Source organism: Nocardia brevicatena NBRC 12119 (assembly GCF_000308495.1).
Lineage (GTDB): Bacteria > Actinomycetota > Actinomycetes > Mycobacteriales > Mycobacteriaceae > Nocardia > Nocardia brevicatena.
Genome location: NZ_BAFU01000036.1, coordinates 1 through 21,239, shown reverse-complemented (window position 1 = coordinate 21,239; position 21,239 = coordinate 1). Strand labels below are relative to the sequence as shown.

Here is a 21,239-nt window from a genome sequence, read left to right as displayed (position 1 = left end):
CGCTATCGGTGGCGAAAGACCGAGCTGTGCTCAGACGATGGTGGAACGCGACTTCTCGATGACGTCCATCAACAGTGCCATCTCGGCATCGTCCAGATCGGTCAGGGGCGGACGCACCGGACCCGCATCATGGCCGACAAGCTTCATCCCTGCCTTGACGACGCTGACCGCATATCCCGCTTGCCGATCACGGATCGCGGTATAGGGCAGCACGACCTCGTCGAGCAGTCGGTGCACGGTCGTCTTTCCCCCGCTCGCACCGCGTTGTAGAAGGTCAGGGCGAATTCGGGCAGAAAATTGAAGATCGCCGAGCTGTACGTTGTCACCCCCAACTCCAGGTATGGCAGCGCGAACGCCTCTGCGGTGGGCAGCCCGCCGATATAGACGAAGCGATCGCCGAGACGGGAATGGATGCGGGTGATCGCCTCCAGGTCACCGATACCGTCTTTGAATCCGATGAGGTGCGGGTAGGCGTCGGCCAACTCAACCAGTGTTTCCGGCGTATATACAGCGTTCGCCCGGCTGTAGAGCACGATGCTCAACGATGTGGATTCGCAGACGGCGCGGACATGGTTCATGAGGCCGTTGGCGGACGACTCGGTGAGGTAAGGGGGAAACAGTAGCAGGCCGTCGGCACCGGCCGCCTCGGCGTCGCGGGCCATCTCGATCGCTTGGGCGGTGCCGTAGCCGGCCGGAGCGAGGATCGGGGTGTCCTCGGGAGCGCTGTCGGTGGCCGCCCGGACGACACGAGCAACCTCTTTCGGCGTCAGGGAGAAGAACTCCCCGGTCCCGCCGGCGGCAAACAGGCCGGCCACGTCGTACTTACCGAGGCGAACGATGTTCTCCCGGTAGGCGGGCCCGTCGAACGCCAGGTCCTCGGTGAAATGGGTGACCGGGAACGACAACAAACCGGAACCGAGCTGCGCGGCGAGTTCGGCCGGTGTGAAGGCGGGCATCAGCGTTTCCTCCTGCGGGGTAGCAACCATTTCGCTAGTGAATGGGACCACAGTAAGAAACCGAAGTGATGCATGTCCAACACTCTTTGTGCATGCATCAATACCTATTATGGATCGGTGTTTACGTTGAGTCAGTTGGAGAGCTTTGTCGCCGTCGCCGAGACCCTGCACTACGGGCGCGCAGCGGAACGGCTCTCGATCAGCCAGCCGCCGTTGTCACGGCGAATCCAACTCTTGGAGCGCGAGTTGGGCGTCGAGTTGTTCGACCGGACCGGACGCGCAGTCCGCCTCACCACCGCAGGACAGACATTCCTCGGTGACGCCAGACGCATCCTCGGGCTGTCCGAACAGGCAACACTGACCGTGCGGCGTGTCCCTGAAGGCGAGGTAGGCACAGTCGCGATGGGCTTTACGGCGTCATCGGCGCACTCGGTCCTGAATGCCTTCGTCGCGGTCGCTCGCACCCGGCTGCCGGACGTTGACCTGGTGCTGCGGGAGCGGGTGTCCGGCACGCAACTCGAGGAGCTGCGCTCCGGCGAACTGGACCTGGCCTTGGTCCGTCCTCCGGTGGGCGGCACCGGGCTGGCGCACCGCCCGCTGTACCGGGAGTCCTTGCTGGCCGCGATTCCGGCCGAGCATCCGCTGGCCGCGCCCAACCGGATACCGCACGTACACGATCTCGACGGCGAACCGTTCATCATGTACTCGCCCGCGGAGGCTCGCTACTTCTACGAGGTACTTGTCGGGGTCTTCCGCAGCGCCGGAATCGCGCCGCGCTATGTGCAGCATCTCAGCCAGGTGCACACCATCCTGGCCTTGGTGCGAGCCGGGCTAGGACTCGCACTCGTCCCCCGAGCAGCCGAGGCGATCGGACTGGACGGCGTCGTCCTGCGCCCGGTGGAGGGGATAGAAGGCGAACCGGTCGAACTGGTCACCGCCTGGCGAGAAAGCGACGACAACCCTGCCATGCATGCCACCCGAGACCTGGTATTGGAGGTGGCCAAGCGAGATTTCTCGCGAACTGGACACCGACCGGGCTGGATGCACGGTGCCGTTAGATGATATGGGCGACTGCCGGCGTCGAGTTGCAGCCCCGTACATTTCCCCCGGCCGTCTCACACATCCGCAGGGCATCCTCTACGTGCGCGTCGGCGACATCTCGCGCCGACGGCGGCAGGTGACGATATCGCCGGGCCCCAGTGTTGTGGCCCTCGAGATCGACCGACCCCAGGAGTGGCGGCTTCAAAGCCGGTGTACGACAACCAGGGAACCGCGCGCCACTCCAGCCGGCGGGTCTCGTGCTCTCAGACTTTCCGCCCTACGGCACCGTAGAGTGACACTTTCTTGTCATGGCTCGGCGGAGGCTCGATACCTGCGGTACGCCATCGGTGGATCACCTCGACGCCAGGATCCACCAGTTCCAGTTGCTCGAAGAACCGTGCGACCTCCGCGCGGGTGCGCGGCCGCACAGGAATCCCGCGATCTGCGTATACCTGCAACAGCCGCGCCATCCCGTCGGGATCGTCGAGACCGTTGTCGAAGTCCGTTGTGACATGCGACATCGCCAGATAGGAGCCCGGCACCAACGGCGCCATCAACGTGTTCACGATGTCGTAGACGTCGCCGGGCACGAAGTGCAGCAAGGCCATGAGCGACACCGCCACCGGCTGCGTCAGGTCCAGCGTCTCCCGCAGTTGCGGCGCGGCGAGGATGGCCTCCGGTTCCGCGGCATCGGCCTGGATGTAGGCGGTGCGGCCCTCGTCCGTACTCACCAGAAGCGCCCTCGCGTGTGCGAGCACGATCGGGTCGTTGTCGACATACACCACCCGGGATTCCGGTGCCAGGCCCTGAGCGACCTGGTGCAGATTGGGCTCGGTCGGGATACCGGTTCCGATGTCGAGAAACTGGCGAATACCCTGTTCGGCGAGATAGCGAGTGGCCTTGCGCATGAACTCGCGGTTGGTGCGCGCGGTCAGCCGGACCGCTGGGAAATCCCGCAGCGCCTGTTCGGCGGCGGCCCGGTCGGTATCGTAGGAGTCTTTGCCGCCGAGGAAGTAGTCGTACATTCGGGCCGGGTGCGGTACGTCGGTACGCAGATCGATGGAACCGTCGGACACGGCAGGTTCTCCTTGCGTCATCGAGATCGGTACCCCGCAGGTATACCGTATTCGGGTAAGCGAGCCAATGGAATCCGGCAGACCGATTCGAGCCGGATTGCCTCGCCCGACCCATGGCAGCCGGTGGGCTCGATTCCGTCAGCGGTGGTTTGTCCCGGTGAAGAGCGGGTCGACGAGTCATTCCGCCGTTCGCCGGCGCGGTCGGCGGGCGACCAGAGGAGCAGTGACAGCACGACCCGCACAGTCCACTGCGCCGCTTCGTCGTGAGGCGCGATATCTGTCATGGCGATGCGATCCGGTTCCGTTGAGAACATAAGGTACTCATCGGCATCACCGGATCGACGGTGGCAAAGCCATTGGGCCAGGGCCGGATCGGCGTGGATCGCGGCCAGGGTGGCTTCGGCGATACGGGAGATTCCCGTAGTGCCGGCACTGTCCGGGCGACATGCTCGGCGGCGCCGACTACGCCTTCCTCGACGTCCACGGCGACCGACATCTACCGGTGCTCGCGCTACGCCGCCCACGAGCCCGCAGCGCCATTGTCTTTCCGCATCCGAACGCCGACTCGGACCGAGTCCGCGATGTTCTCGGCCCCATACGCTCCAGGACAGGCCCGAACTGACCGCACTCACAGACGAAAGGTCCGCACCTCACGCCGCCTGGTCCGTCCTACTCGACCTTGCTGTCGTACTACCTGCTCACCGACCCAGCGGCTCCGGCCGAACGCGAAGCCCACCATCGCCCTACCGGGCCCATCCAGAGCGGCTACGATTTCAGCTCACCCTCGAGGAATGATCCGGCTCGGCTTTCCGACACCAACCATGCGCGAGCCCGTTCACTCGCGTACGGGGTTGTCGGCCTGCACATGGGGGCGCACGATCATCGGAAGCCGGTCGAATTGCACAGTGGCCGCCGCGATCTCTCGTACGACCACGCCTGCCACCGGCTCCAACCGGACCCGCGCGGCCACCGTTGCCAGGATGGTCTTCGCCTCCAGCCAGGCGAAGGGTTCTCCGATACAGTTGCGATTGCCGATACCGAAAGGCTGGAAGGCCCCGCTGCGGGTCACCGCCTTGCGGTACTCCGGGTTCCACCGGTCCGGATCGAAGCTCTCCGGGTCCGCATAGTACTTCGGGTCATTGTGCAACACGTACGGCGAGTAGATGATCGCTGTGCCCGAGGGGATGGCCACCCCCCCGAGTTCGATATCGGCCGTAGTCTCACGCATGCCGAGCCAGACCGGGCAATAGCGGCGCAGGGTCTCGGTGAAAACTTTCTCCGTATAGACGAGGTCGTGGATATTCTCCGCAGAGACCGGTCCATCGCCGAGGACATCCGCCGCTTCGCGCTCGAGCCGGTCCCGGATGTCCGGACGCCGCCCGAGCTCGTGAAAAGCGAAAGCCAATGTGTTCGAGACCGTTTCGTAGCCCGCCGCATACATCGTCATGACTTCGTCCCGGATCTCCTGGTCGCTGAGCCCGGTACCGTCGTCGAAACGGGCCGCGATGAGCATCGAGACGATATCGCAATGGTCTTCCCCTCGGGCCCGGTACTCGGCGATGATGCGATCGACGACGCCGAATAACCGCCGAACCGCGGCATCGAAGGCTCGATTGCGCAGCGGCAACCGCGCCAACCAGGGCATCATGGCCCGTTTCGGCACCTCGGCGACGATAGCCGGGAATGCCCGCAGCGACTCGCTCACCAACTCGTCGGCAATATCGCTGGAGAACAGCGCCCGCGCCACGATCCGCATGGCCAACGCACCGAGCTCACGATCCAGTTCGATCCGTTGCCCGGCCCGCCACGAGTCGACCATCCTCGCCGCGCTGTCGGCCATGATGTCGACATAGCCTGCGACCCGCTCACGATGGAAGCCTGGAGCCATCAACCGGCGATGACGCATGTGTTTCGGTTCGGTCGAGACGACGATTCCATCGCCCAGGACCACCCGCATGGCATCGAAGAACGCGCCCTTTTCCACGCTGTGCGCGATTTTCCCACGCAGTAACGGGTCGAGCAGCTCCGGCGTGGTCACCACATAGGCGTCGTCCCGGCCCAGCTTGATTCGAACGATCGGATCGGGGAGCCGATGCAATTCGGCCAGGAATTCCAGCGGCCTGCGCTGCAATTGCAGGCCGTGACCTAGGAGCGGCAGGCTCCGCCTCGAAGAGGTACCGGGAATTGTAGAGACACTCATTATGAACTCCTGGAGCGAATTCGAACCGTCAGGGGAAGGCCAACCAGGTCGGCAAAAAACTTCCCACCGATGAAACCAGGGACGGCTGTTGCCAAAGGATGGAGAATAAATCCGTTCCGTGCTGTTATGTTACCCACTCATTGCGCCCGACCACGGTCGTGAATGTCGCTTCGAAAAGTTTCTTTTTCGAAAATACCGATATGCGGAGTCCGGATGCACCGTTGGCCACCGCTCCGGTCGACCGCCATCACAATGGAATGCGCGTCCCCTTGACATAGCTGTATGCATATAAGCTCCCGGAGCAGTGGCCACTCGTTTACTCCGGTATTTTTGTCGACCGCCACCACATAGGCAAGTAGGGGAAACCCTACAGAGGCGCGGGACGCCACGAATTGTCAAAATCTTGGAGCAGTGTTACAGCCGAGCCGAATGGCGGAATCCCTTCCGGAGCGGTATCCTTCTACCGAATTTCGCTCGAATCTGTTCGTCGGATGATTCGAGCGTGAAGAAGTTTGTGTCGGAATCATCGGACCTCCCATGAGCTCGGCGCTCCTACAGTGCGGCCGACCCGCTCGAGGACCGCGGCGCTGGAGACGATCTTCCCTTCGCACGGGTTCTCGTCGGCGGTGTCGAGGCGCGCCATCGGTGGCTCGAGCCGTTCGAGGGACGGGCCGTGTGGTCGGTCGTGCGCGTCCGGCTCGCTCAGAAGTCATCGGCCTACGGCCGCGGCGCTCCTCGTGTGGAGTGTGACCCGGTCGCGGGTCCGCTCCGGCCACCTTCGCCGACCACCGGCCCACCACCCGAACCGGCCGATGGGAACCGCCGGAAACACTGTTGGCGAAATAGGTTTGGTACTCGCCCGTACCCTTCAGACGGTGGATGACTTCTGCGCCAGGGTGACCGAGTGCTTCACCACCGCCCGGGCCGTGTCGGCATCCGGGTACCGGCCCAGACCGCATGGGGCCGCGATGTCGAGTGTGTGTCCGATGGCGTCCTCGGCCAGGTCCAGCGCTTGCCGCTGAACATCCAGAGATTGATGGGCGTGGGATATCCCGGCGACGACACGGGTCTCGGCCGGTAGCGAAAGCCGCCCGAGGTGTGTGTAGTAGTCCGGTTCGAGGGGAGGGCGTGGTCCATCGGCCATGGGAAGGTGGACGAAATCGAGGTGGCGACCGGTGGGCCAGTACCGCGCGATGGCATTCGCAAGCGCGACGACACCTGCCGTCGAGCGGGGTACGGTCGCAGGCGTATTATTGAGACTGCCGTAGCACAAATGGATCCCGATACGAGCCCGATGCGGTGCCTGTGCCACGATCGACGAGACAGCACGGCCCGCGCGATGAGCGACCAGTCGGCGCATCGGCGCCGGCAGCATCGCACAGAGCGCGGTTTCGCCGGGAAGCTCCAGTTGGAACACGACGTCGCCACCCATTCTGTCGTGAATTCTGGTTATCTGCCGGACGGATGCTTCGACGAGCGGCTTATACCAGGGAAAGACCCGTTCGCCCCGTGGTGCGGAACGGCTGTAGAACAGCAGTGCACGACGATCGAAGGCAATGAACGACAGAACGAACGGAGAGGGCACGGCGACCTTGAAACGGATGCCGGGCATGGTGGTTTTGATCGACTCGAACGCCGGCAGTGCAGCGAGAGTCTCGGCCAGATACCCGAGCTTCTCCTCCAGATCGGCTTCTCGCAGCGAATGTCCCGCACGCACTCTATACACGTTGCGTGCGGCCACACCGGACCAGTCGCCGCGGCGAACCAACTCCACTGCCGAATGTTCGGCGAATCGGTCGGTGATCGGCCGGACATACCATGTCGCACGTTCCGGATATGCTTCCCCGCCGGGCATCAGCCCATCGAAGAACTCTCCTGCAGTCGACTTCACGAACTCCATTGCTTTGACGGGACTGTCCAGATCTGGTGGCAGGCTGCCGACGAAGTGGATCTTCCGACAGTCGTTCACGGCTCTCTCTTCCGACCGGTAACTCGGATGGTATTCCAGGCGGAGCGTACCGGCGATCCGACGACATCGCACGACAGAGACCACCCTGTCGTCCGACACGCGAAACCCTCCGGCCTACATCGGAGGCGCTGACAAGCGCCTATCTCGCCAACGGTGTTTCCGGCGTTTTCCATCAGTAGGTTTGCGCAACGGGCCGGCGGTCCGCGAAGGTGATCACGCCCGCACCGACCCCGGCGCTCGGACAGGTCCGGCGACGACCGCGGTTTCACCTCCCGATTCGGTGTGCGCCGGCGTGGAGTGCGTGCGTGAGTACACGAAGTAGATGGCCGGGCCGAGCACCAGCCAGGTGGCGAAGCGCACCCAGGTCTGCCACGGCAGTGACCAGATCGGATGTACCGAGAAGCAGATACCCACGATCGGCACCGCCGGCATCAGCGGCAGCGGGAACCAGCGTGGCGCGCGGGGTCGTCGGTAGCGCAGCACGATCACCGCGACGCTGACCACGATAAAAGCCATCAGGATGCCGATGTTGGTCAGCTCCGCCACAGTACTTCTCCGCACTCGGTATGCGCCGACGCGGGTTGCTCGGGTTCGCTCGACGTCCCCGGCCACGGCCGTCGGTGACCAGGGACGCTGTTCGTCGTCGCGGATGCCGTGAAGCATCTGGAACTCGACCTCTCCGGGCTTACGCCCGACCCCGCCGGCGATGCACTCGGTAAATACTGCTCGATCTATTGACGGGCCGGAACAAAAATCCAACTTCCGGCCGGCGAACAATGCTCGCCAGACGGAGCGGAGCATGGGATCTCCCTCTGAACGAAGCGAGGCCGACCACACAGCCATCCGTCGAGGCGACGAGGCGGAACATCCCCGAGCGGTCATTGCCGGCGCAGGCCCGACCGGACTGACGCCGGCCTGCGAACTGTGACCGCCCGGGATCGATGCGGTCCTGCTCGACATCCGCTGCGTGACCGAGGTCGAGAGCCGATGCGCGGCATTGCAGCGAGTCCCTGCATACTCGCGACGTGACGAATAACGATGGGTGCAGCACGACGGTAGACCGTGACGCCGCCGCACTGGACGACCCGGTGGGCGGCTCACTACGCGGTCACCACGCACACCTCGCCCGCCGACTGGGTCGGGCTGTCACCTACCTACCGGAGGTCGCGACCTTCGCCGCGGTGACCGCCGACCCCGATCCGGAACAGTGGGCCGACCTGGCCCGGCTGCTCGGACGGGGCGAGCTCGCCGACATGTTCAGCGGGACGACCACCCCGCCGTCGGACTGGGAGCCGGTCTTCGTCCTCGACGGCCGCCAGATGATCCGCCCCACCGACAACCCACCTGCCGGGACCGTCACCGGCGTGGTCGAGTTGGACGTGGGCAGCATGCCCGAGATGCTCGACCTCATCGCGCGGACCCGACCGGGACCGTTCCGGCCGCGCACCCACGAACTCGGCACCTACCTCGGTGTCCGTGACAACGGCACATTGGTGGCGATGGCCGGCGAACGACTCCGGCCACCGGGATGGACCGAGATCAGCGCCGTATGCACCGCGCCCGAGGCACGCGGACAAGGTCACGCCACCCGCCTGGTCAACGCACTGGCCGCACGTATCGAGGCCCGCGGCGAACGGCCCTTCCTGCACGTGGCCGAGGCGAACACCGCCGCGATCGCCCTCTATGAACGGCTCGGTTTCCGGACCCGCAAGCACGTGACCTTCCGGGGGTTCCGCACACCATGACAGTCTCCGACACCGGGGATGGGTGCGAGCGATGGGATGCTCCCGAAACCCTGAAGGGCCCGGCCGCCACCCGTTTGGTTCGGTGTCATCGGGTGAGGTCGGCGGGTAGTGGTCAGATGACCTCGCCCACGGTGTGGCCGGGGTCCGCGTCGGAGGCCAGGTACACATATACCGGTGCTATCTCCTTCCGTTGCGGCCCGCGTCCCATCGGGCCTTCGCTGCCGAGTTGGGCAAGGCCTTCCTCCGGCATGTTCCGGGCAGCGATGTCGAGCACGGTCCAGGTGGGGCCGGGGGCCACCACATTCGCACGGATACCATTCTCCACCAGGTGAAAAGCGATCGACCTGGTGAAGTTGACCAAAGCGGCCTTGCCGCTGCTCGAGATAGGGAGGCGTCGGTTCGACCGGCACGCCGATAGCGGCCTCACCGGCAGCTACGCCATATCCGTTCCACCTGGCAACAGTATTTCCCGGCCGCCCGGAACAGGACCGCCGATAATGCCGCAACCGGACCGCATGCCGCGTTCCCAGCGGCTGACACCGCCGGACCAGCGCGGTCAGCGAGTGATCGCCGAACACGCCGGTCTATGGAACATTCCGGGCGGCGGTCTCGACGACGTCGTCCGGCACAATGCCCGGCCGGACCGCTCCCGCGCCGATACCGGCGGGGGTCCGGCCGCGATCACGCGGTCTGTCTTCCTGCCGGTCTCCTACGACCGGCAGGACATCACGTGCACCGCGATCGGTGAAGCGCTCGCGGGCCGGTTGCGGTCATATCGCGCTCGGCCTGTCGACTCCTTACCCGGATGTGTGCCCTTCGCTGTTCCCTGCCGTCCTCGAACGAGGATCAGCGTGAACCTGAGGTCGAGATCAGGTCGAATCCTGTGTCAAGAACCGCCGCCGCAGCTGCTACCACCGCCGCCACAGCTGGAACCACTTCCTCCGCCACAGCCGGAACTGCTGCCGCCACCACAGCCGGAACCACTTCCTCCGCCACAACTGCCGCCGTGGTGATGATGGTCGTGGTGGTGGTGATGATGCCCGCCGCCACAGCCGCCCGGCTGGTCGGACCCGCCGACCGGACCGGCTCCGCCGGCCGCCCAGAACGGATCGGTGGAAGTCCCTTCGTAATATCCGCCGTTTCGGTATCCGCCGCGCCACACACCATTGAGTGACGGCGGCAGGAACCGATCGGACAGCGAGCGGATCGAGCGAGTGATGACAACTGCGACGATAATCGGAACCGCCACGAGGAGCAGCACCATCAGCACGACGAACAGAACGATGAGTGCGCTCATGTCAAAACGGTAGCGGCACATCGACACGCACGTACAGTGAATTGTGGTGAGGTTCAGATTCCGTCTATCCCCGGCGCGCGAGATCGACCTGGCGACCGTACGCGCCACCGTCGACGCGCTGGAACTGCCCGAGGCCGTCTACAAAACCTGCCCCTGGCAGCCACGGGAACTGGTGGACAAGGGCCTGCGGCAGTGGCTGCTCTGTTGCGGCGCCGCCATGCGCGACGACCAGGTGATCGGCATGCCGTCGCATGCGGTGGACGAGGCATGGCACGGATTCATCCTGTGCACCATGCGCTACGCCGAGTTCTGCGCGAGTGCCTACGGCCGCTTCCTGCACCACTTTCCGGAAGGTGCCGGACCGCCGAGCCCCGCGCACGGCACCATGGCCGAACAGCTCGGCCGCACCGTGGTCGCGTGGTCGTTCGTGGCGGCTCCGGGCGAAGAATGCGTGCTGTGGGATCTGGACCGACGGGTTGGTGTCGAGCGCCCGTGGGGCATCGACACCGACCGGGTCGTGGCCATCGAGGCCGAACTGGCGCGCACCCTCGCTTCCCGATGACGCACTTCAAGCAGCGCGCGGTGACCTCCTCTTGGGCGCGCCGGGCGAGCACCTGCCACTCGATGTCTGCGCCGGTGAGGTCGAACAGCCAGTAGACGGTGATATCGCACGCCGCGGTGGCCTTCCGGTCCAGTGCGGCGAAATCGCCTACGGTGGCGCCCTACCCGGAGCAGCCGCCATCAGCGGGCGGTCGCGCCTCGGAGGCTGCCATCCGCCGGACCGCATTACCACCGCTACGCTCCACTCACGTAGCGGACGAAGTCCGTTCCATCGACTCTTTGAGTTTCGCCAACACCGCCGTTTGAGCCGAGACGACACCCGTATGAACCGTTTTCATGAGCACGCGGGCGGCGGTGACGTCGATCCGCTCTCGAACTACGACCCCGTCACCATCAGGTTCGCACCATAGCGTGGTGTGCAGGCGGATGCCCGGCGGAACACGGGTGTGGTATTCGATCACTCCCTCGGCGTCGAGCGACACCCGGCTCCGGTACGTGAAGGTGATCGGCAGCGGACCGAACATCATTCGGTCGCGTACCAGAAAGTGTTCCACAGTGGCGCCGTCGGTCGTCGTCTCGCTCAGGACGCTCGTGGCCGAGACCGCCAACGGGTCGAGTGCGAGCATGTCGTTCATCAACCGAACCAGCCGGTCGCGCACCGCCTCCGCGGGAGCCGCGATGGGCACATCCTGACGAAAGGTTCTACGCGCCACGGACACCTCGCCGTTCTCCGAAGATGCTCACGCTCTGCCCCTCTCGAAGTCTTCGTTTACTCATGCTCGATGATTCTCGGGCCGTTTCTCGCGATGAGCAATAGTGAAGGCCGGTGCCCGGCAACTCGGCACTTCCCGCGGATGCAGGCAGGCCGCCGCCGACGACAACCCCTGGACGCCGAATCGACCGGTCATAGGTGATATCCCCCATTCTCGAGCGAACCGGCGCCGGACCGTCACCCTGCGCCGGTGTCGTTTCCCGATGAGCCAGGTGAGGCCGTACGGCACCACTAGAGTAGCCAGGCGTGCAGCCACCAACGGCGAGGGACTTCTCCGCATACGGACCGTCGCACTGGGCCGTGCTCGCCGTATTCGCAGCGGGGGCTCTGTCGGTCGTCCTGATCGGACGAAAACAGCGAAACACTCGCACCGCGCGCCGTTTCGGCCGGGCGTTCGGCGCGGTGACACTGATGCTGTACGTGGTGATCTACCTCTCCACGCTCTTCCCTCCGACGATCGGCCGCTCGGTTCCGCTGCGCCTGACCGATCTCGCGACCCTCGTCGCCGGCTACGCACTGTGGTCACACCGGCGCCGGCCGTACGCGCTGACCTACTACTGGTGCCTTACCTTGAGCACACAGGCACTCCTGTCACCGGCGTTGGAGAGCCCCGACTTCCCGCATTACGAGTTTCTGGCCTTCTGGGCGATTCACCTGCTGGTCGTCTGGGCGGCGATCTACTTGACCTGGGGTGTGGGTATGCACCCGGACTGGCGCGACTACCGGTTCGCCGTGGTGGCGACCGTAGCGTGGGTCGCGGTCACCTTCGCCTTCAATTCCCTCGCCGACACCGACTACGGTTTCGTCAACCGAAAACCCTCGACCCCGTCGCTACTGGATGTACTCGGACCATGGCCCTGGTACCTGGGCACCGTGACAGTCCTGTTGCTCGCCGTATGGGCGTTGATGACCTGGCCCTGGGTCCGGGCCGGTGTCTCGTCGAGCAACCTCCGGTAGGTGATCCGCGCGTCGAACCTTCGACCCGACGGCGAAGTCGCGGATCGGTGTGGCATGCAGCCGCCGACGGCGTCGCCTTGTGCGCCGTGACCGCTGTGGTCGGCGCCGGCATCCTTGGACACAAGCCCGCAAGGTTTCGTTCCGCCGAACTCGCACTCGGTCCCGACGGCTGCGGTGCGCCCGACCCGCCGGCGCGGTTCATGAGGCGAGCCCGGAATCCCGAATGGCCTCCGCCAGCGGCTCCAGCACGGCCGGGTCGTGCGGTGTCGGCAGGTAGATGATTGCGAGTTCCAGGCCCTCGGCGCCCAGCGCGGCGGCCCAATCGATGACCTCTCTGTAGTCGAGCCGGTGGTCCAGCCGTTTCTGCGCCGAGAGCATGATCTCTTTCGGATCGCGGCCGATGTCGGCGCAGTGCGCTGCCAGCACGTCGCGTTTGCGGGCGAATTCCTCGACAGTTCCGGTGACGAAGTTCCAGTGCTGGGCGTAGCGGGCGGTGATGCGGAGGGTGCGTTTCTCACCGTTACCGCCGATACAGATCGGGGGATGTGGGCGCTGCGGGCCCTTGGGTTCATTGCGCGCGCCGGTTAGCTGGTAGAACTTGCCGTCGAAATCCGTTGTCTCCTGGCTCAACAGTTTTATGAGCACTTGGCAGGCCTCCTCGAACCGGTCGAGGCGTTCGGTGATGCTGCCGAGCGGGATGCCATAGGCACCGGATTCCTCCTCGTTCCAGCCGGCGCCGATGCCGAGCTCGAGACGACCACCGGAGATGATGTCGAGGGCGGCGGCCATGTTGGCCAGCACCGCGGGGTGTCGGTAGTGCACACCGGTCACCATCGTGCCGAGTCGCAAGCGTTCGGTGGCCTGGGCCAGTGCGGTCAGGGTGGTCCAGCCCTCCAGGCATGGCCCGGTGGAGTCGAAGAAGATCGGATAGAAGTGGTCGAAGGTCCATCCGGATTCGTAGATCTCGATGCCGTCGGCGGCACGCCAGACGGCCAGCATGTCGGCCCAGGTGGTTTCCTGTGGTGAGGTCTTGAATGCGAATCGCATGACCACAGGCTAGGAGTCGGAGTGCGCTCCAGGTCAAGCCGAACCTCCGCACGCCATCCCATTGCCGGGATGTAGCTACCTACTAGACGAGCGGCGGCGTGTCCCGGCAACGCGCCGGGAGAGACCGTGACGGTTGCCGGCGCGGGACCCGTCGGCAACCGATGCCGAATCAACGGCTCGGACCGCCGGCCGCGATTGTCGGGCCGAGGATGGAAACTACCCGCTCGCTCCATCCGGGCCGGACGCTGCCGCTGCGTGCGACCTCTGCAAGGTAGGCGCCGACGATCATATCCAGAAGTGTCTCGACGTCGAGGCCGGACCGTGGGCTCTCGTCGTCGAGCGCTTGTCGCAGCGCGGCGGACAGATGGCGGCGGTGTTGTACGAGCAGTGAGCGGATCAGCGTGGTGAATTCCGGATCGTCGTCGGTGAGGAGGGCGGCGACCCCACCGGCTCCGATACTCGACTCCACAACGTGGAGGGATTGCTCGACGACCCACTGCACGACCTTCGACAGTGTCGCGGTATCCGCGGGGGACTCCGGTTCGGCGACAGAGCTCAACGAGGCGGTGAGCATTTCACCGCGGTTGCTGTATCGGCGATAGATCGTTGTTTTCGCCACCCCGGATAGCGCGGCCACAGCCTCGATCGTCACGGCTCTGGGCCCTTTGGCGCGGAGCAGTTCCAATGTCGCGGTGGTGATCCGTTCGTCACGAGGTGCCGGCTCGTCGGCCATCGGATCTCCTTGCCTTTGTGTTTCGTTCCTCACAACCGGAACCATTATGCCAATCAATTACGCTACGCTACGTGTAGCGTTTCGATTGGAAGGAGTGGCATGCGGACTATAGATAGGAACCGAATCGTCGGCTGGGGAACACTGACCCTGGGACTGGTGGCCGCTTCGACCCCGCACGGGTCGACACGAGCGCGGCCGGCGCCGGTCTCACACTCGGATTGGGCGCGTTGACCGCCATCTACGCAATGTGGTCCTTGCTCGCACGAAACCCTGCCAAGGACCACTGGGCCCTGTCGGTCATCGGACTCATGCTGTTCATGGCGCCGTGGGTGGGCGGGTTCGCCGGCGACGCCGCGGCGTGGGTGGCCTGGACCACCGGCCTGCTCATCGCCCTGGCGGCGGGTACGGCCTACGTGAACGACGAGGCGGACCATGTCGCCGAAACCACTCGGGTGAACGAATTGGTGACATATCGGCTGCGACAGCTCCAGCAGCGTGAACCCGCGACCCCCGACCAAAGCCCCCCGTCCGGTGTCGCGGCATGACCACCGACGACCGAGCTCTCGCTATGCGATCGTGGGGGTGGACGCCGACCGCGGCCGAGTGGACCTATGCGCCACCGGCCGCATCGGCCGATGACACCACAACCACAGCAACCGGCGAATTCGGCATGGAATCCCCCGACCACCAGGGCGTTGCCCCGCAGCGGCAAGGCGCCGCCGCGGACCCTGCCAAGCACGCACCGGAACATGTCGGCGCGGATTACCCGGGCTCGGGGCAAGCGACCCTCGGGTCACCGCACGGCCCTCGGGAAAGCGGTCCCGCGGGGCTGCTTTCCCCCGAACAGCTGCTGGCAGCGATATCCGGCCACCTCGACCCCGAAGGGGGGCCGGAATTGGTCGGTCTTGCCCGCGAACTGGGTGTCCTGCGGGCCGCACTGCTGGCCGTTGAGCTGGGTCCACGCCGCGACGGCCCCGGCTTCGACGAAGTGAATCTGCGCCGACAGATCACGAAGGTGGTCGAACACATCGACGCATGGCGAGTACGACATCTGCCACGCCACCCCGAGGTGCGCAACCACACCCACTCGCTCGGGCAGGTGATCGACCATATCGCCGAGCGGTTCGTCGACGCGTGGTGGACCGTGCGCCACTCCGATGACGTGCGGCTACGTCGTACAGCGTGGTTCCACCTCGGCCAGGTCCGCGAAGGCTACGCCGACCTGGTCGCCGATATTCATGTCGGCCGCGTCGAGTTTCCACTGGGATGGCCGGGCGTCTCGCGGCGCTGACCAGCGGACGTAGGACGGGACTCGGCCGGCAGATCGGTGGGCGGGTTCATGATGGTGTCCCACCAGGATTGCAGGGGCTGGATTCGGGCCGGTGCACCACCAGCGCGTCGTCGAAATCGGTTGCGGCCGTGCGTGTCCGATACGGAGCCGCGGCGTGGGGAGTACGGCTCGGACGACCGATGGCATGAGTTGTTGCTGTCATAGTGGTCCTTTCGGCCAGTTGCTGCGGGAGGAGGTCTGCGGTGGTTGTGCGCCGCGCCGGTGGGCAGGGCCGGTGGGCGGGTGAGTGGGGTTGTGGCGTGGTCGAACCCTGGCGCGGATCAGCGGTGAGGGTGTGGCATCGCGATCGAGTTCCACGTGCGCGACGCGCACGGCAGTGGCACGGCACGCTGCCATACCGCTACCGGGAGCCGGACGGGGTCACGGTGCGTGGTAGCGGCATCGAGGCCGGCGCACCCGGTTACCAACGCGGGAGCGGCCCTCCGGGATGGGCGGGTGGTGCGGGTGTAGGGGACGACCCGGGTGGCCTCGGGCCCGCGTCCGGTGTCTGCGACAGTGAACGCCACCGGTTGCCCGGAGGTGAGGGTTTTGAACCCGAGGTGTCGATCACGCTGTGGTCGACGAATACCGCGGGCCCCGGTGTCGGGAGTGCAGGTCCGGTTCCAATGCGTCAACGGCCGATACATTCCGGTCGGTCCGGCCGGTCGAACGGGTAGCGTTTCCTGAATTCCTCGGCAGCCTCGGCCATTGGGACGAACTCGACACCGTCGAACGATGCCCAGCGGTCCAGCAGGCGCTCGAGCATGAGAAGTACCTGTGGCCGTCCGGATACATCCGGATGCAGGGTCATCGGGATAACAGCGTAGTCCAACTCTCGGAAGACCCAGTCGAACTGGTCGTTCCACATCTGCTCGATATCACGGGGGTTGACGAATCCGTGCGAGTTGGGGTGTCTCTTGATGAACATCATGGGAGGCAGGTCGTCGACGTACCAGTTGCCACAGAATTCGACCAGATCGATTTCTTTTCCGTGTTCGAATGGCTTCATCCAGTGCGCGGCCGGCCTGGCGGTGTCTATGGGCGTCCACTTATCGCCGACCCGGGCGTAGAAGGGGACGAAGTCGTTGTAGTTCTGGGAATGGTCGTAGGAGAACCCGTATTCGGCGAGGATCGAAGCGGTGTGCTCGCTCATCTCCCACCACGGGGCGACGTAGCCGCGCGGGCGTAGGCCACAGAATCTGTCGATGAGTTCCACACTCTTCGACATGACATCGCGTTCCTGCTCGGGGTGAGTGAACGTGGGTTCTCGTGGCTGTACCCGTGGGCGCCGATCTCGTGTCCCGCGTCGACGCACATCTGCGCCTGCGCAGGAAAGGTCTCGATGGAATGCCCGGGCCAGAACCAAGTACTCGTGATTCCGCGGCGCTCGAGCAGCCGGAGCATACGGGGGACACCGACCTCGCCGGCGAAAACCCCGCGTTGCATGTCGTTGGGCGAATCCTGGCCGCCGTAGGAACCGAGCCATCCGGCACAGGAATCGACATCAACTCCGACAGTGATCTGGATCTTCTTGCTCATCATGCGCAACTCCCTTTTCCGGTCAGCGATCGAAAAGCAGCCGCACCTCGGTACGGGTGTCGCATATGGCGGCGATGTCCGGACGCAGCCCGCGGCACTGCTCCACCGGTCACGCCGTACTGCCGTGCGGGGCACGGGGAAACACGGGTTGACAGTCGAAATGCTGCGCCGATAATTTAATGCACTTCATGGGTGTTTTGTTGTTCTTCCTGTAATCACACTCGGACGCGTCGAGCGCCGCTCATCTGTCGAACCTGCCTCCGCGTTCCTCTTCCACCACGTCTTCCAACGGACGCCGAACCACCGGCGGGGGGTTCTCGTGATCACAGCCGTATACCGAAGACAGGAGGACGTTCATGCTCACCGCTGCTCAACTCGCTCTCTCCGAAACCGGCAAACGCTACGGCGACCGCATCGTTCCGGACCGGGCATCGCTTTCGATCCGGCCGGGCGGAACGGTCGGCGTCGCCGGTGGCAACGGGTCGGCCAATCCACCCTGCCGAAGCTGCTCGCTGCGCGAGAACGGCCCGATAACGGTGAGGTAAGCGTCTCGACCCCCGGCGGGATCGGCTATCCGGCACAAACATTCGAACCGCCGGGCACCGCGACCGTCGCCGATGCGATCGATCCGGCGTTGGCCGACATGCGGGAGCTGGAGGCCCGATCGCGCAATGCGGAGACAGAACTGGGCGCCGACGGTCCGATGGAGCCGAAGCCGCGCGCTACGCGGAGTTGTTGGCGCGGTTCGAGGCCCGCGGCGGACACCAGGCCGATCGACGCGTCGATACCGCGCCGGCCGGACCTGGGCTTCGGCGCTTCCGGCGGGCTCTGTTACGAACCACTCGCTGATATGGCCTGCGATATCGGTATGACACCGCCCGGGGGCGTGGAGAACCTGCGAACGGCGGGTATACACTCACGGTGACTCCCGGGTTCCGTGCGGGAGGTCGTTTCGATGCTCTTGTTCCACGCACCTTTCACCAGATGACCGGCCGGCGAAGACGATGTTGTCCCGAAGAAGGGAACAAGCGTGAAGGATTTGACGCCTTTTTATTCGGATGTTCAGTCGCATTACGACCTATCCGACGATTTCTTCGCGCTCTTTCTGGATCCGACCCGGACATATAGTTGCGCGTACTTCGAACGCGATGGGATGACTCTCGAGGAAGCTCAGCTGGCCAAAATTGATCTGGCCCTGGGGAAATGCGAACTGCGCCCCGGCATGACATTGCTCGACATAGGATGCGGTTGGGGGTCGACGATCATGCGCGCCATGCAGTGTTACGACGTGAACGTGATCGGGCTGACCTTGAGCCGCAACCAGTACAACCACGTGAACGGCCTGCTCGAGGCGCATTCGGGTCCCCGGCGCGGCCGGGTGCTACTGCAGGGCTGGGAAGGTTTCGACGAGCCGGTCGACCGCATCGTCAGCATCGGCGCGTTCGAACACTTCCGGCGCGAGCGTTATGAGGCGTTTTTCGACAAGTGTTACGACCTGTTGCCCACCGATGGACGGATGCTGTTGCATACGATCGTGTACTACCACCGGCACGAGGTCCGAGCCAAAGGGCTGCCGTACAACCGCGAGATACTCGAGTTCTACAGATTCCTCGCCTGCGAAATCTTTCCCGGTGGCCAGTTACCGGAGCGGGAATGGGTGCTCGACCACGCGCGCACGGCGAGATTCGAGGTCGAGCGCGTCCATCAACTCGGACCGAATTACGCCCCCACTCTGGAGCATTGGGCACATGCGCTGGCAGAACATCGCGACGAAGCGATCGCGCTGACCTCACGCCAAACCTATGACACCTACCTGAAATATCTCAGCGGCTGCGTCCGCTTGTTCCGCGAGGGTTACCTCGACGTCATGCAGTTCAGCCTCGCCAAGAAGTAGAGGAAGGGCCCATGCAAAGCATATCTGTGAGCAGCGACCCCGGTAGCGCCGGCGCGGCAGCACTGACCGGACACATGTATCGGCTTTCGGGCAGCTACGAAGTGGAACGGGAGAAGGTCCGCGAATTCGCACGTGCGGTCCAGGCCACCCATCCAGCACACTATCGGGAAAAAGCCGCCTCCGAACTCGGTCACCCCGCGCTGGTCGCACCGTTCACCTTCACCGCTGTGCTCGGTGCTCGCGCACAGCGGCGCCTGCTCGAGGAGATCATCGATGATGAGAAACCGGCGCAGATGCTGCACACCGAGCAGCGGATTCTGGCGCACCGTCCGGTCCGCGTCGGCGACCGGTTGTCCTGCCTGATCGGCTTGGAGAGCTACCGGCGCAGCCACGGGCAGGACCGGCTGATCTTCGCGAGCGTGATCGTCGACCAGACGAACACACCCGTACAGACAGGATGGACCACAGCGGTGACAGCGTCCGACAGCTCGAGGCACGACGACCTCGGGCGGGCAGCGCAGGCCATAATGACCGGTAGCGGCGAGATTCCCTCGATGGGCAGCGAGCTACAACCGGCCGAGGGTACCCTGGCCGATTATTCGGCCGCCGCGACGGCCGAATACATCCCACGCCCGGATCGCTCATTCGACAGTGTGGCCGTCGGCGACCGGCTACCCGCTCAGCGCCTCCGGGTGGCTCGCGGTGACCTGGTGAACTATGCCGGAGTCTCGGGCGATCCGAACCCGCTGCACTGGAGCGACCATATCGCCGCGTTGGCCGGACTGGATGACGTGGTCGCCCACGGGATGTTGACGATGGGGGCCAGTACCGAGGCCTTGACCCGCTGGGCGGGCGATCCCGGCGCACTGCGGGAATACAGTGTGCGATTCACCAGTCCGGTCTTCGTGCCCTCGACCGCGCCGGCGGAGGTCCACATCGCCGCAACGGTCAGGTCCCTCGACCCGGTTCGGCGCACCGCGACCGTCGCCGTCTCCGCCGAATCGGCGGGCAAACGCGTCTTCGGCCGGGCAATCGCGACCATCCGGCTGCGCTGAACACCATCCCAGGAACAGCACCGAACCCCGCGATCGACCGGAACGGTGAGGACATCACCATCCAGGCCGCGACAGTGAACAACGATCGCGGGGCCTTCGGCGCCCGGACCCCTTCTGTGAGGCGGCACGAAAACGTCACCTGATGGTGGCCGGTCCGATTCCGAACAGTCGACCGGCGCTGATCGGATATGCCGAGGTCAACGACTTCGAGCGGATTTTGTGTAACGTCCTGCGCATGGATCGAGCAGCACCGTGGCGTCGTGACGCCACTACCGGGCAAGACTCGCCATACCGTCATGCCGCCGCACCCGCCGAGGCGGTCCCGCGCTACCACACGCTGACCTACGAGGTCGACGGCCGCATCGCTCGCCTGACCTTCGACCGTACGCGAGCGTGATGCCGCGCCGTACGACGATTTCGGGCCTTCGACCCATATAGGGCAAGAGATGGCCGGTGCGCACGAGGTCTTCAACCGGGTCCCGCCGCGGTGGTGACGGCCAGGGGAGCCCGGTGATGTGCAGGGTGCCCGCCATATCTTGGCGGTGGTTCGGTCAGGGCACCCGCCTCGGTTTGTCCACGGCTCGATCACTTGGTGCTCGCCTCACCGACAGCGAGGTCGCCCAGGAGATCGGCCCGCATGACGGCGGCCAGCACGACTACCTGCTCGGCGGATGCGTCTGGTCCTCGACCGCGGGCGAAAAGGACGGCCTCGTGGAGGCGATCCACGCAACGGTACTGCCCGCCGCACAGTACGAAATCGTAGCCGAGGTCGGGGGAACGGTGAGCGGGTTCGGCACCGAGGCCACTTACGCAAACCTCCACGGCGAGCTGTGGTTCCCATGCCACAGCGGCGATTTCTGCGGTATCAAGGCAAACATCAGCGACCCGGACAGGCGTCAGGACGTCGCGTTGCGACTGGGCAAAGTCCTTCAGAACCGCGCATAGGCCTCCCCACCCGCGTGGCGGTGAGCCGGCGCGGCTGCGCGAGGACATCGCCGCCGTGCGCGCCGAGGCCCGCGCCGACCGTGAGCATCTGCGCCGCCGTCACCGAGACACCGAGGCCGATA

Annotated in this window: 19 protein-coding genes and 2 pseudogenes; 10 read left to right on the top strand and 11 right to left on the bottom strand. The window is 65.0% G+C overall.

Annotated features, from left to right (window positions below; translation table 11 throughout):
• Window positions 1-30: 30 nt before the first annotated feature.
• Window positions 31-956: pseudogene (kdgD, locus tag ON20_RS07850) on the bottom strand (5-dehydro-4-deoxyglucarate dehydratase).
• Window positions 957-1,073: 117 nt separating this feature from the next.
• Between kdgD and ON20_RS07845 the strand changes: the two are divergent.
• Complete coding sequence (locus ON20_RS07845; RefSeq protein ID WP_051161923.1) at window positions 1,074-2,018, top strand: LysR family transcriptional regulator; 945 nt, start codon at window positions 1,074-1,076, stop codon at window positions 2,016-2,018.
• A gap of 242 nt (window positions 2,019-2,260) precedes the next feature.
• On the opposite strand, the gene ON20_RS07840 is transcribed toward ON20_RS07845, so the two are convergent.
• The 4 genes from ON20_RS07840 to ON20_RS38615 form a co-directional block, all read right to left on the bottom strand.
• Window positions 2,261-3,073 (bottom strand): SAM-dependent methyltransferase, encoded by an 813-nt coding sequence (locus tag ON20_RS07840; protein WP_245547102.1) that lies wholly within the window; start codon window positions 3,071-3,073, stop codon window positions 2,261-2,263.
• 835 nt (window positions 3,074-3,908) lie between these two features.
• Window positions 3,909-5,273 (bottom strand): cytochrome P450, encoded by a 1,365-nt coding sequence (locus ON20_RS07830; protein WP_040834304.1) that lies wholly within the window; start codon window positions 5,271-5,273, stop codon window positions 3,909-3,911.
• Between the two features lie 868 nt (window positions 5,274-6,141).
• Window positions 6,142-7,242, bottom strand: a complete 1,101-nt coding sequence (locus ON20_RS07825) for a hypothetical protein (protein WP_157228747.1) — start codon at window positions 7,240-7,242, stop codon at window positions 6,142-6,144.
• A 213-nt stretch (window positions 7,243-7,455) separates the two neighbouring features.
• Window positions 7,456-7,788, bottom strand: coding sequence for an amino acid permease C-terminal domain-containing protein (locus tag ON20_RS38615; RefSeq protein ID WP_245547101.1), 333 nt, complete (start codon window positions 7,786-7,788; stop codon window positions 7,456-7,458).
• 479 nt (window positions 7,789-8,267) lie between these two features.
• On the opposite strand from ON20_RS38615, the gene ON20_RS07815 reads away from it, so the two are divergent.
• On the top strand, window positions 8,268-8,987 hold the full coding sequence (locus ON20_RS07815; protein WP_040834301.1) for a GNAT family N-acetyltransferase: 720 nt from the start codon (window positions 8,268-8,270) through the stop codon (window positions 8,985-8,987).
• Window positions 8,988-9,099: 112 nt separating this feature from the next.
• On the opposite strand, the gene ON20_RS07810 is transcribed toward ON20_RS07815, so the two are convergent.
• Both ON20_RS07810 and ON20_RS37725 read right to left on the bottom strand, forming a co-directional pair.
• On the bottom strand, window positions 9,100-9,414 hold the full coding sequence (locus tag ON20_RS07810; protein WP_281032853.1) for an SDR family oxidoreductase: 315 nt from the start codon (window positions 9,412-9,414) through the stop codon (window positions 9,100-9,102).
• Between the two features lie 459 nt (window positions 9,415-9,873).
• Window positions 9,874-10,311 (bottom strand): hypothetical protein, encoded by a 438-nt coding sequence (locus ON20_RS37725; RefSeq protein WP_218002467.1) that lies wholly within the window; start codon window positions 10,309-10,311, stop codon window positions 9,874-9,876.
• Window positions 10,312-10,330: 19 nt separating this feature from the next.
• Here ON20_RS37725 and ON20_RS07800 point away from each other — a divergent pair, with 19 nt between their 5' ends.
• Window positions 10,331-10,846 (top strand): UCP032817 domain-containing protein, encoded by a 516-nt coding sequence (locus tag ON20_RS07800; protein WP_438803389.1) that lies wholly within the window; start codon window positions 10,331-10,333, stop codon window positions 10,844-10,846.
• 244 nt (window positions 10,847-11,090) lie between these two features.
• On the opposite strand, the gene ON20_RS07795 is transcribed toward ON20_RS07800, so the two are convergent.
• A complete protein-coding gene (locus tag ON20_RS07795) occupies window positions 11,091-11,558 on the bottom strand; it encodes an SRPBCC family protein (RefSeq protein WP_157228746.1) in 468 nt (155 codons plus the stop codon).
• Between the two features lie 305 nt (window positions 11,559-11,863).
• Between ON20_RS07795 and ON20_RS07790 the strand changes: the two genes are divergently transcribed.
• Window positions 11,864-12,574 carry a YwaF family protein gene (locus ON20_RS07790; RefSeq protein WP_040834297.1) on the top strand — a complete coding sequence of 237 codons (711 nt, stop codon included), beginning with the start codon at window positions 11,864-11,866 and terminating at the stop codon, window positions 12,572-12,574.
• Window positions 12,575-12,772: 198 nt separating this feature from the next.
• On the opposite strand, the gene ON20_RS07785 is transcribed toward ON20_RS07790, so the two are convergent.
• Complete coding sequence (locus ON20_RS07785; protein ID WP_040834296.1) at window positions 12,773-13,621, bottom strand: LLM class F420-dependent oxidoreductase; 849 nt, start codon at window positions 13,619-13,621, stop codon at window positions 12,773-12,775.
• A 169-nt stretch (window positions 13,622-13,790) separates the two neighbouring features.
• On the bottom strand, window positions 13,791-14,354 hold the full coding sequence (locus tag ON20_RS07780) for a TetR/AcrR family transcriptional regulator (RefSeq protein WP_040834295.1): 564 nt from the start codon (window positions 14,352-14,354) through the stop codon (window positions 13,791-13,793).
• A gap of 227 nt (window positions 14,355-14,581) precedes the next feature.
• On the opposite strand from ON20_RS07780, the gene ON20_RS07775 reads away from it, so the two are divergent.
• Together ON20_RS07775 and ON20_RS07770 are read left to right on the top strand one after the other, a co-directional pair.
• Window positions 14,582-14,899 carry an SPW repeat protein gene (locus ON20_RS07775; protein ID WP_245547099.1) on the top strand — a complete coding sequence of 106 codons (318 nt, stop codon included), beginning with the start codon at window positions 14,582-14,584 and terminating at the stop codon, window positions 14,897-14,899.
• Window positions 14,896-15,645, top strand: a complete 750-nt coding sequence (locus ON20_RS07770) for a hypothetical protein (RefSeq protein ID WP_040834294.1) — start codon at window positions 14,896-14,898, stop codon at window positions 15,643-15,645. The genes ON20_RS07775 and ON20_RS07770 overlap by 4 nt, the downstream gene beginning before the upstream one ends.
• Window positions 15,646-16,315: 670 nt before the next feature.
• On the opposite strand, the pseudogene ON20_RS07765 reads toward ON20_RS07770, so the two are convergent.
• Window positions 16,316-17,223, bottom strand: a pseudogene (locus tag ON20_RS07765) (polysaccharide deacetylase family protein).
• A gap of 1,030 nt (window positions 17,224-18,253) precedes the next feature.
• Here ON20_RS07765 and ON20_RS07755 point away from each other — a divergent pair.
• The 4 genes from ON20_RS07755 (at window position 18,254) to ON20_RS07740 (ending at window position 21,117) form a co-directional block, all read left to right on the top strand.
• Window positions 18,254-19,117, top strand: a complete 864-nt coding sequence (locus tag ON20_RS07755; RefSeq protein WP_040834292.1) for a cyclopropane mycolic acid synthase family methyltransferase — start codon at window positions 18,254-18,256, stop codon at window positions 19,115-19,117.
• A gap of 11 nt (window positions 19,118-19,128) precedes the next feature.
• Window positions 19,129-20,172, top strand: coding sequence for a fused (3R)-hydroxyacyl-ACP dehydratase subunits HadA/HadB (locus tag ON20_RS07750; protein WP_040834291.1), 1,044 nt, complete (start codon window positions 19,129-19,131; stop codon window positions 20,170-20,172).
• Window positions 20,173-20,407: 235 nt separating this feature from the next.
• Window positions 20,408-20,569: a hypothetical protein gene (locus ON20_RS37845; protein ID WP_218002466.1), complete on the top strand. Its 162-nt coding sequence runs from the start codon at window positions 20,408-20,410 to the stop codon at window positions 20,567-20,569.
• Between the two features lie 116 nt (window positions 20,570-20,685).
• Complete coding sequence (locus tag ON20_RS07740; protein WP_157228745.1) at window positions 20,686-21,117, top strand: hypothetical protein; 432 nt, start codon at window positions 20,686-20,688, stop codon at window positions 21,115-21,117.
• Window positions 21,118-21,239 lie beyond the last annotated feature (122 nt).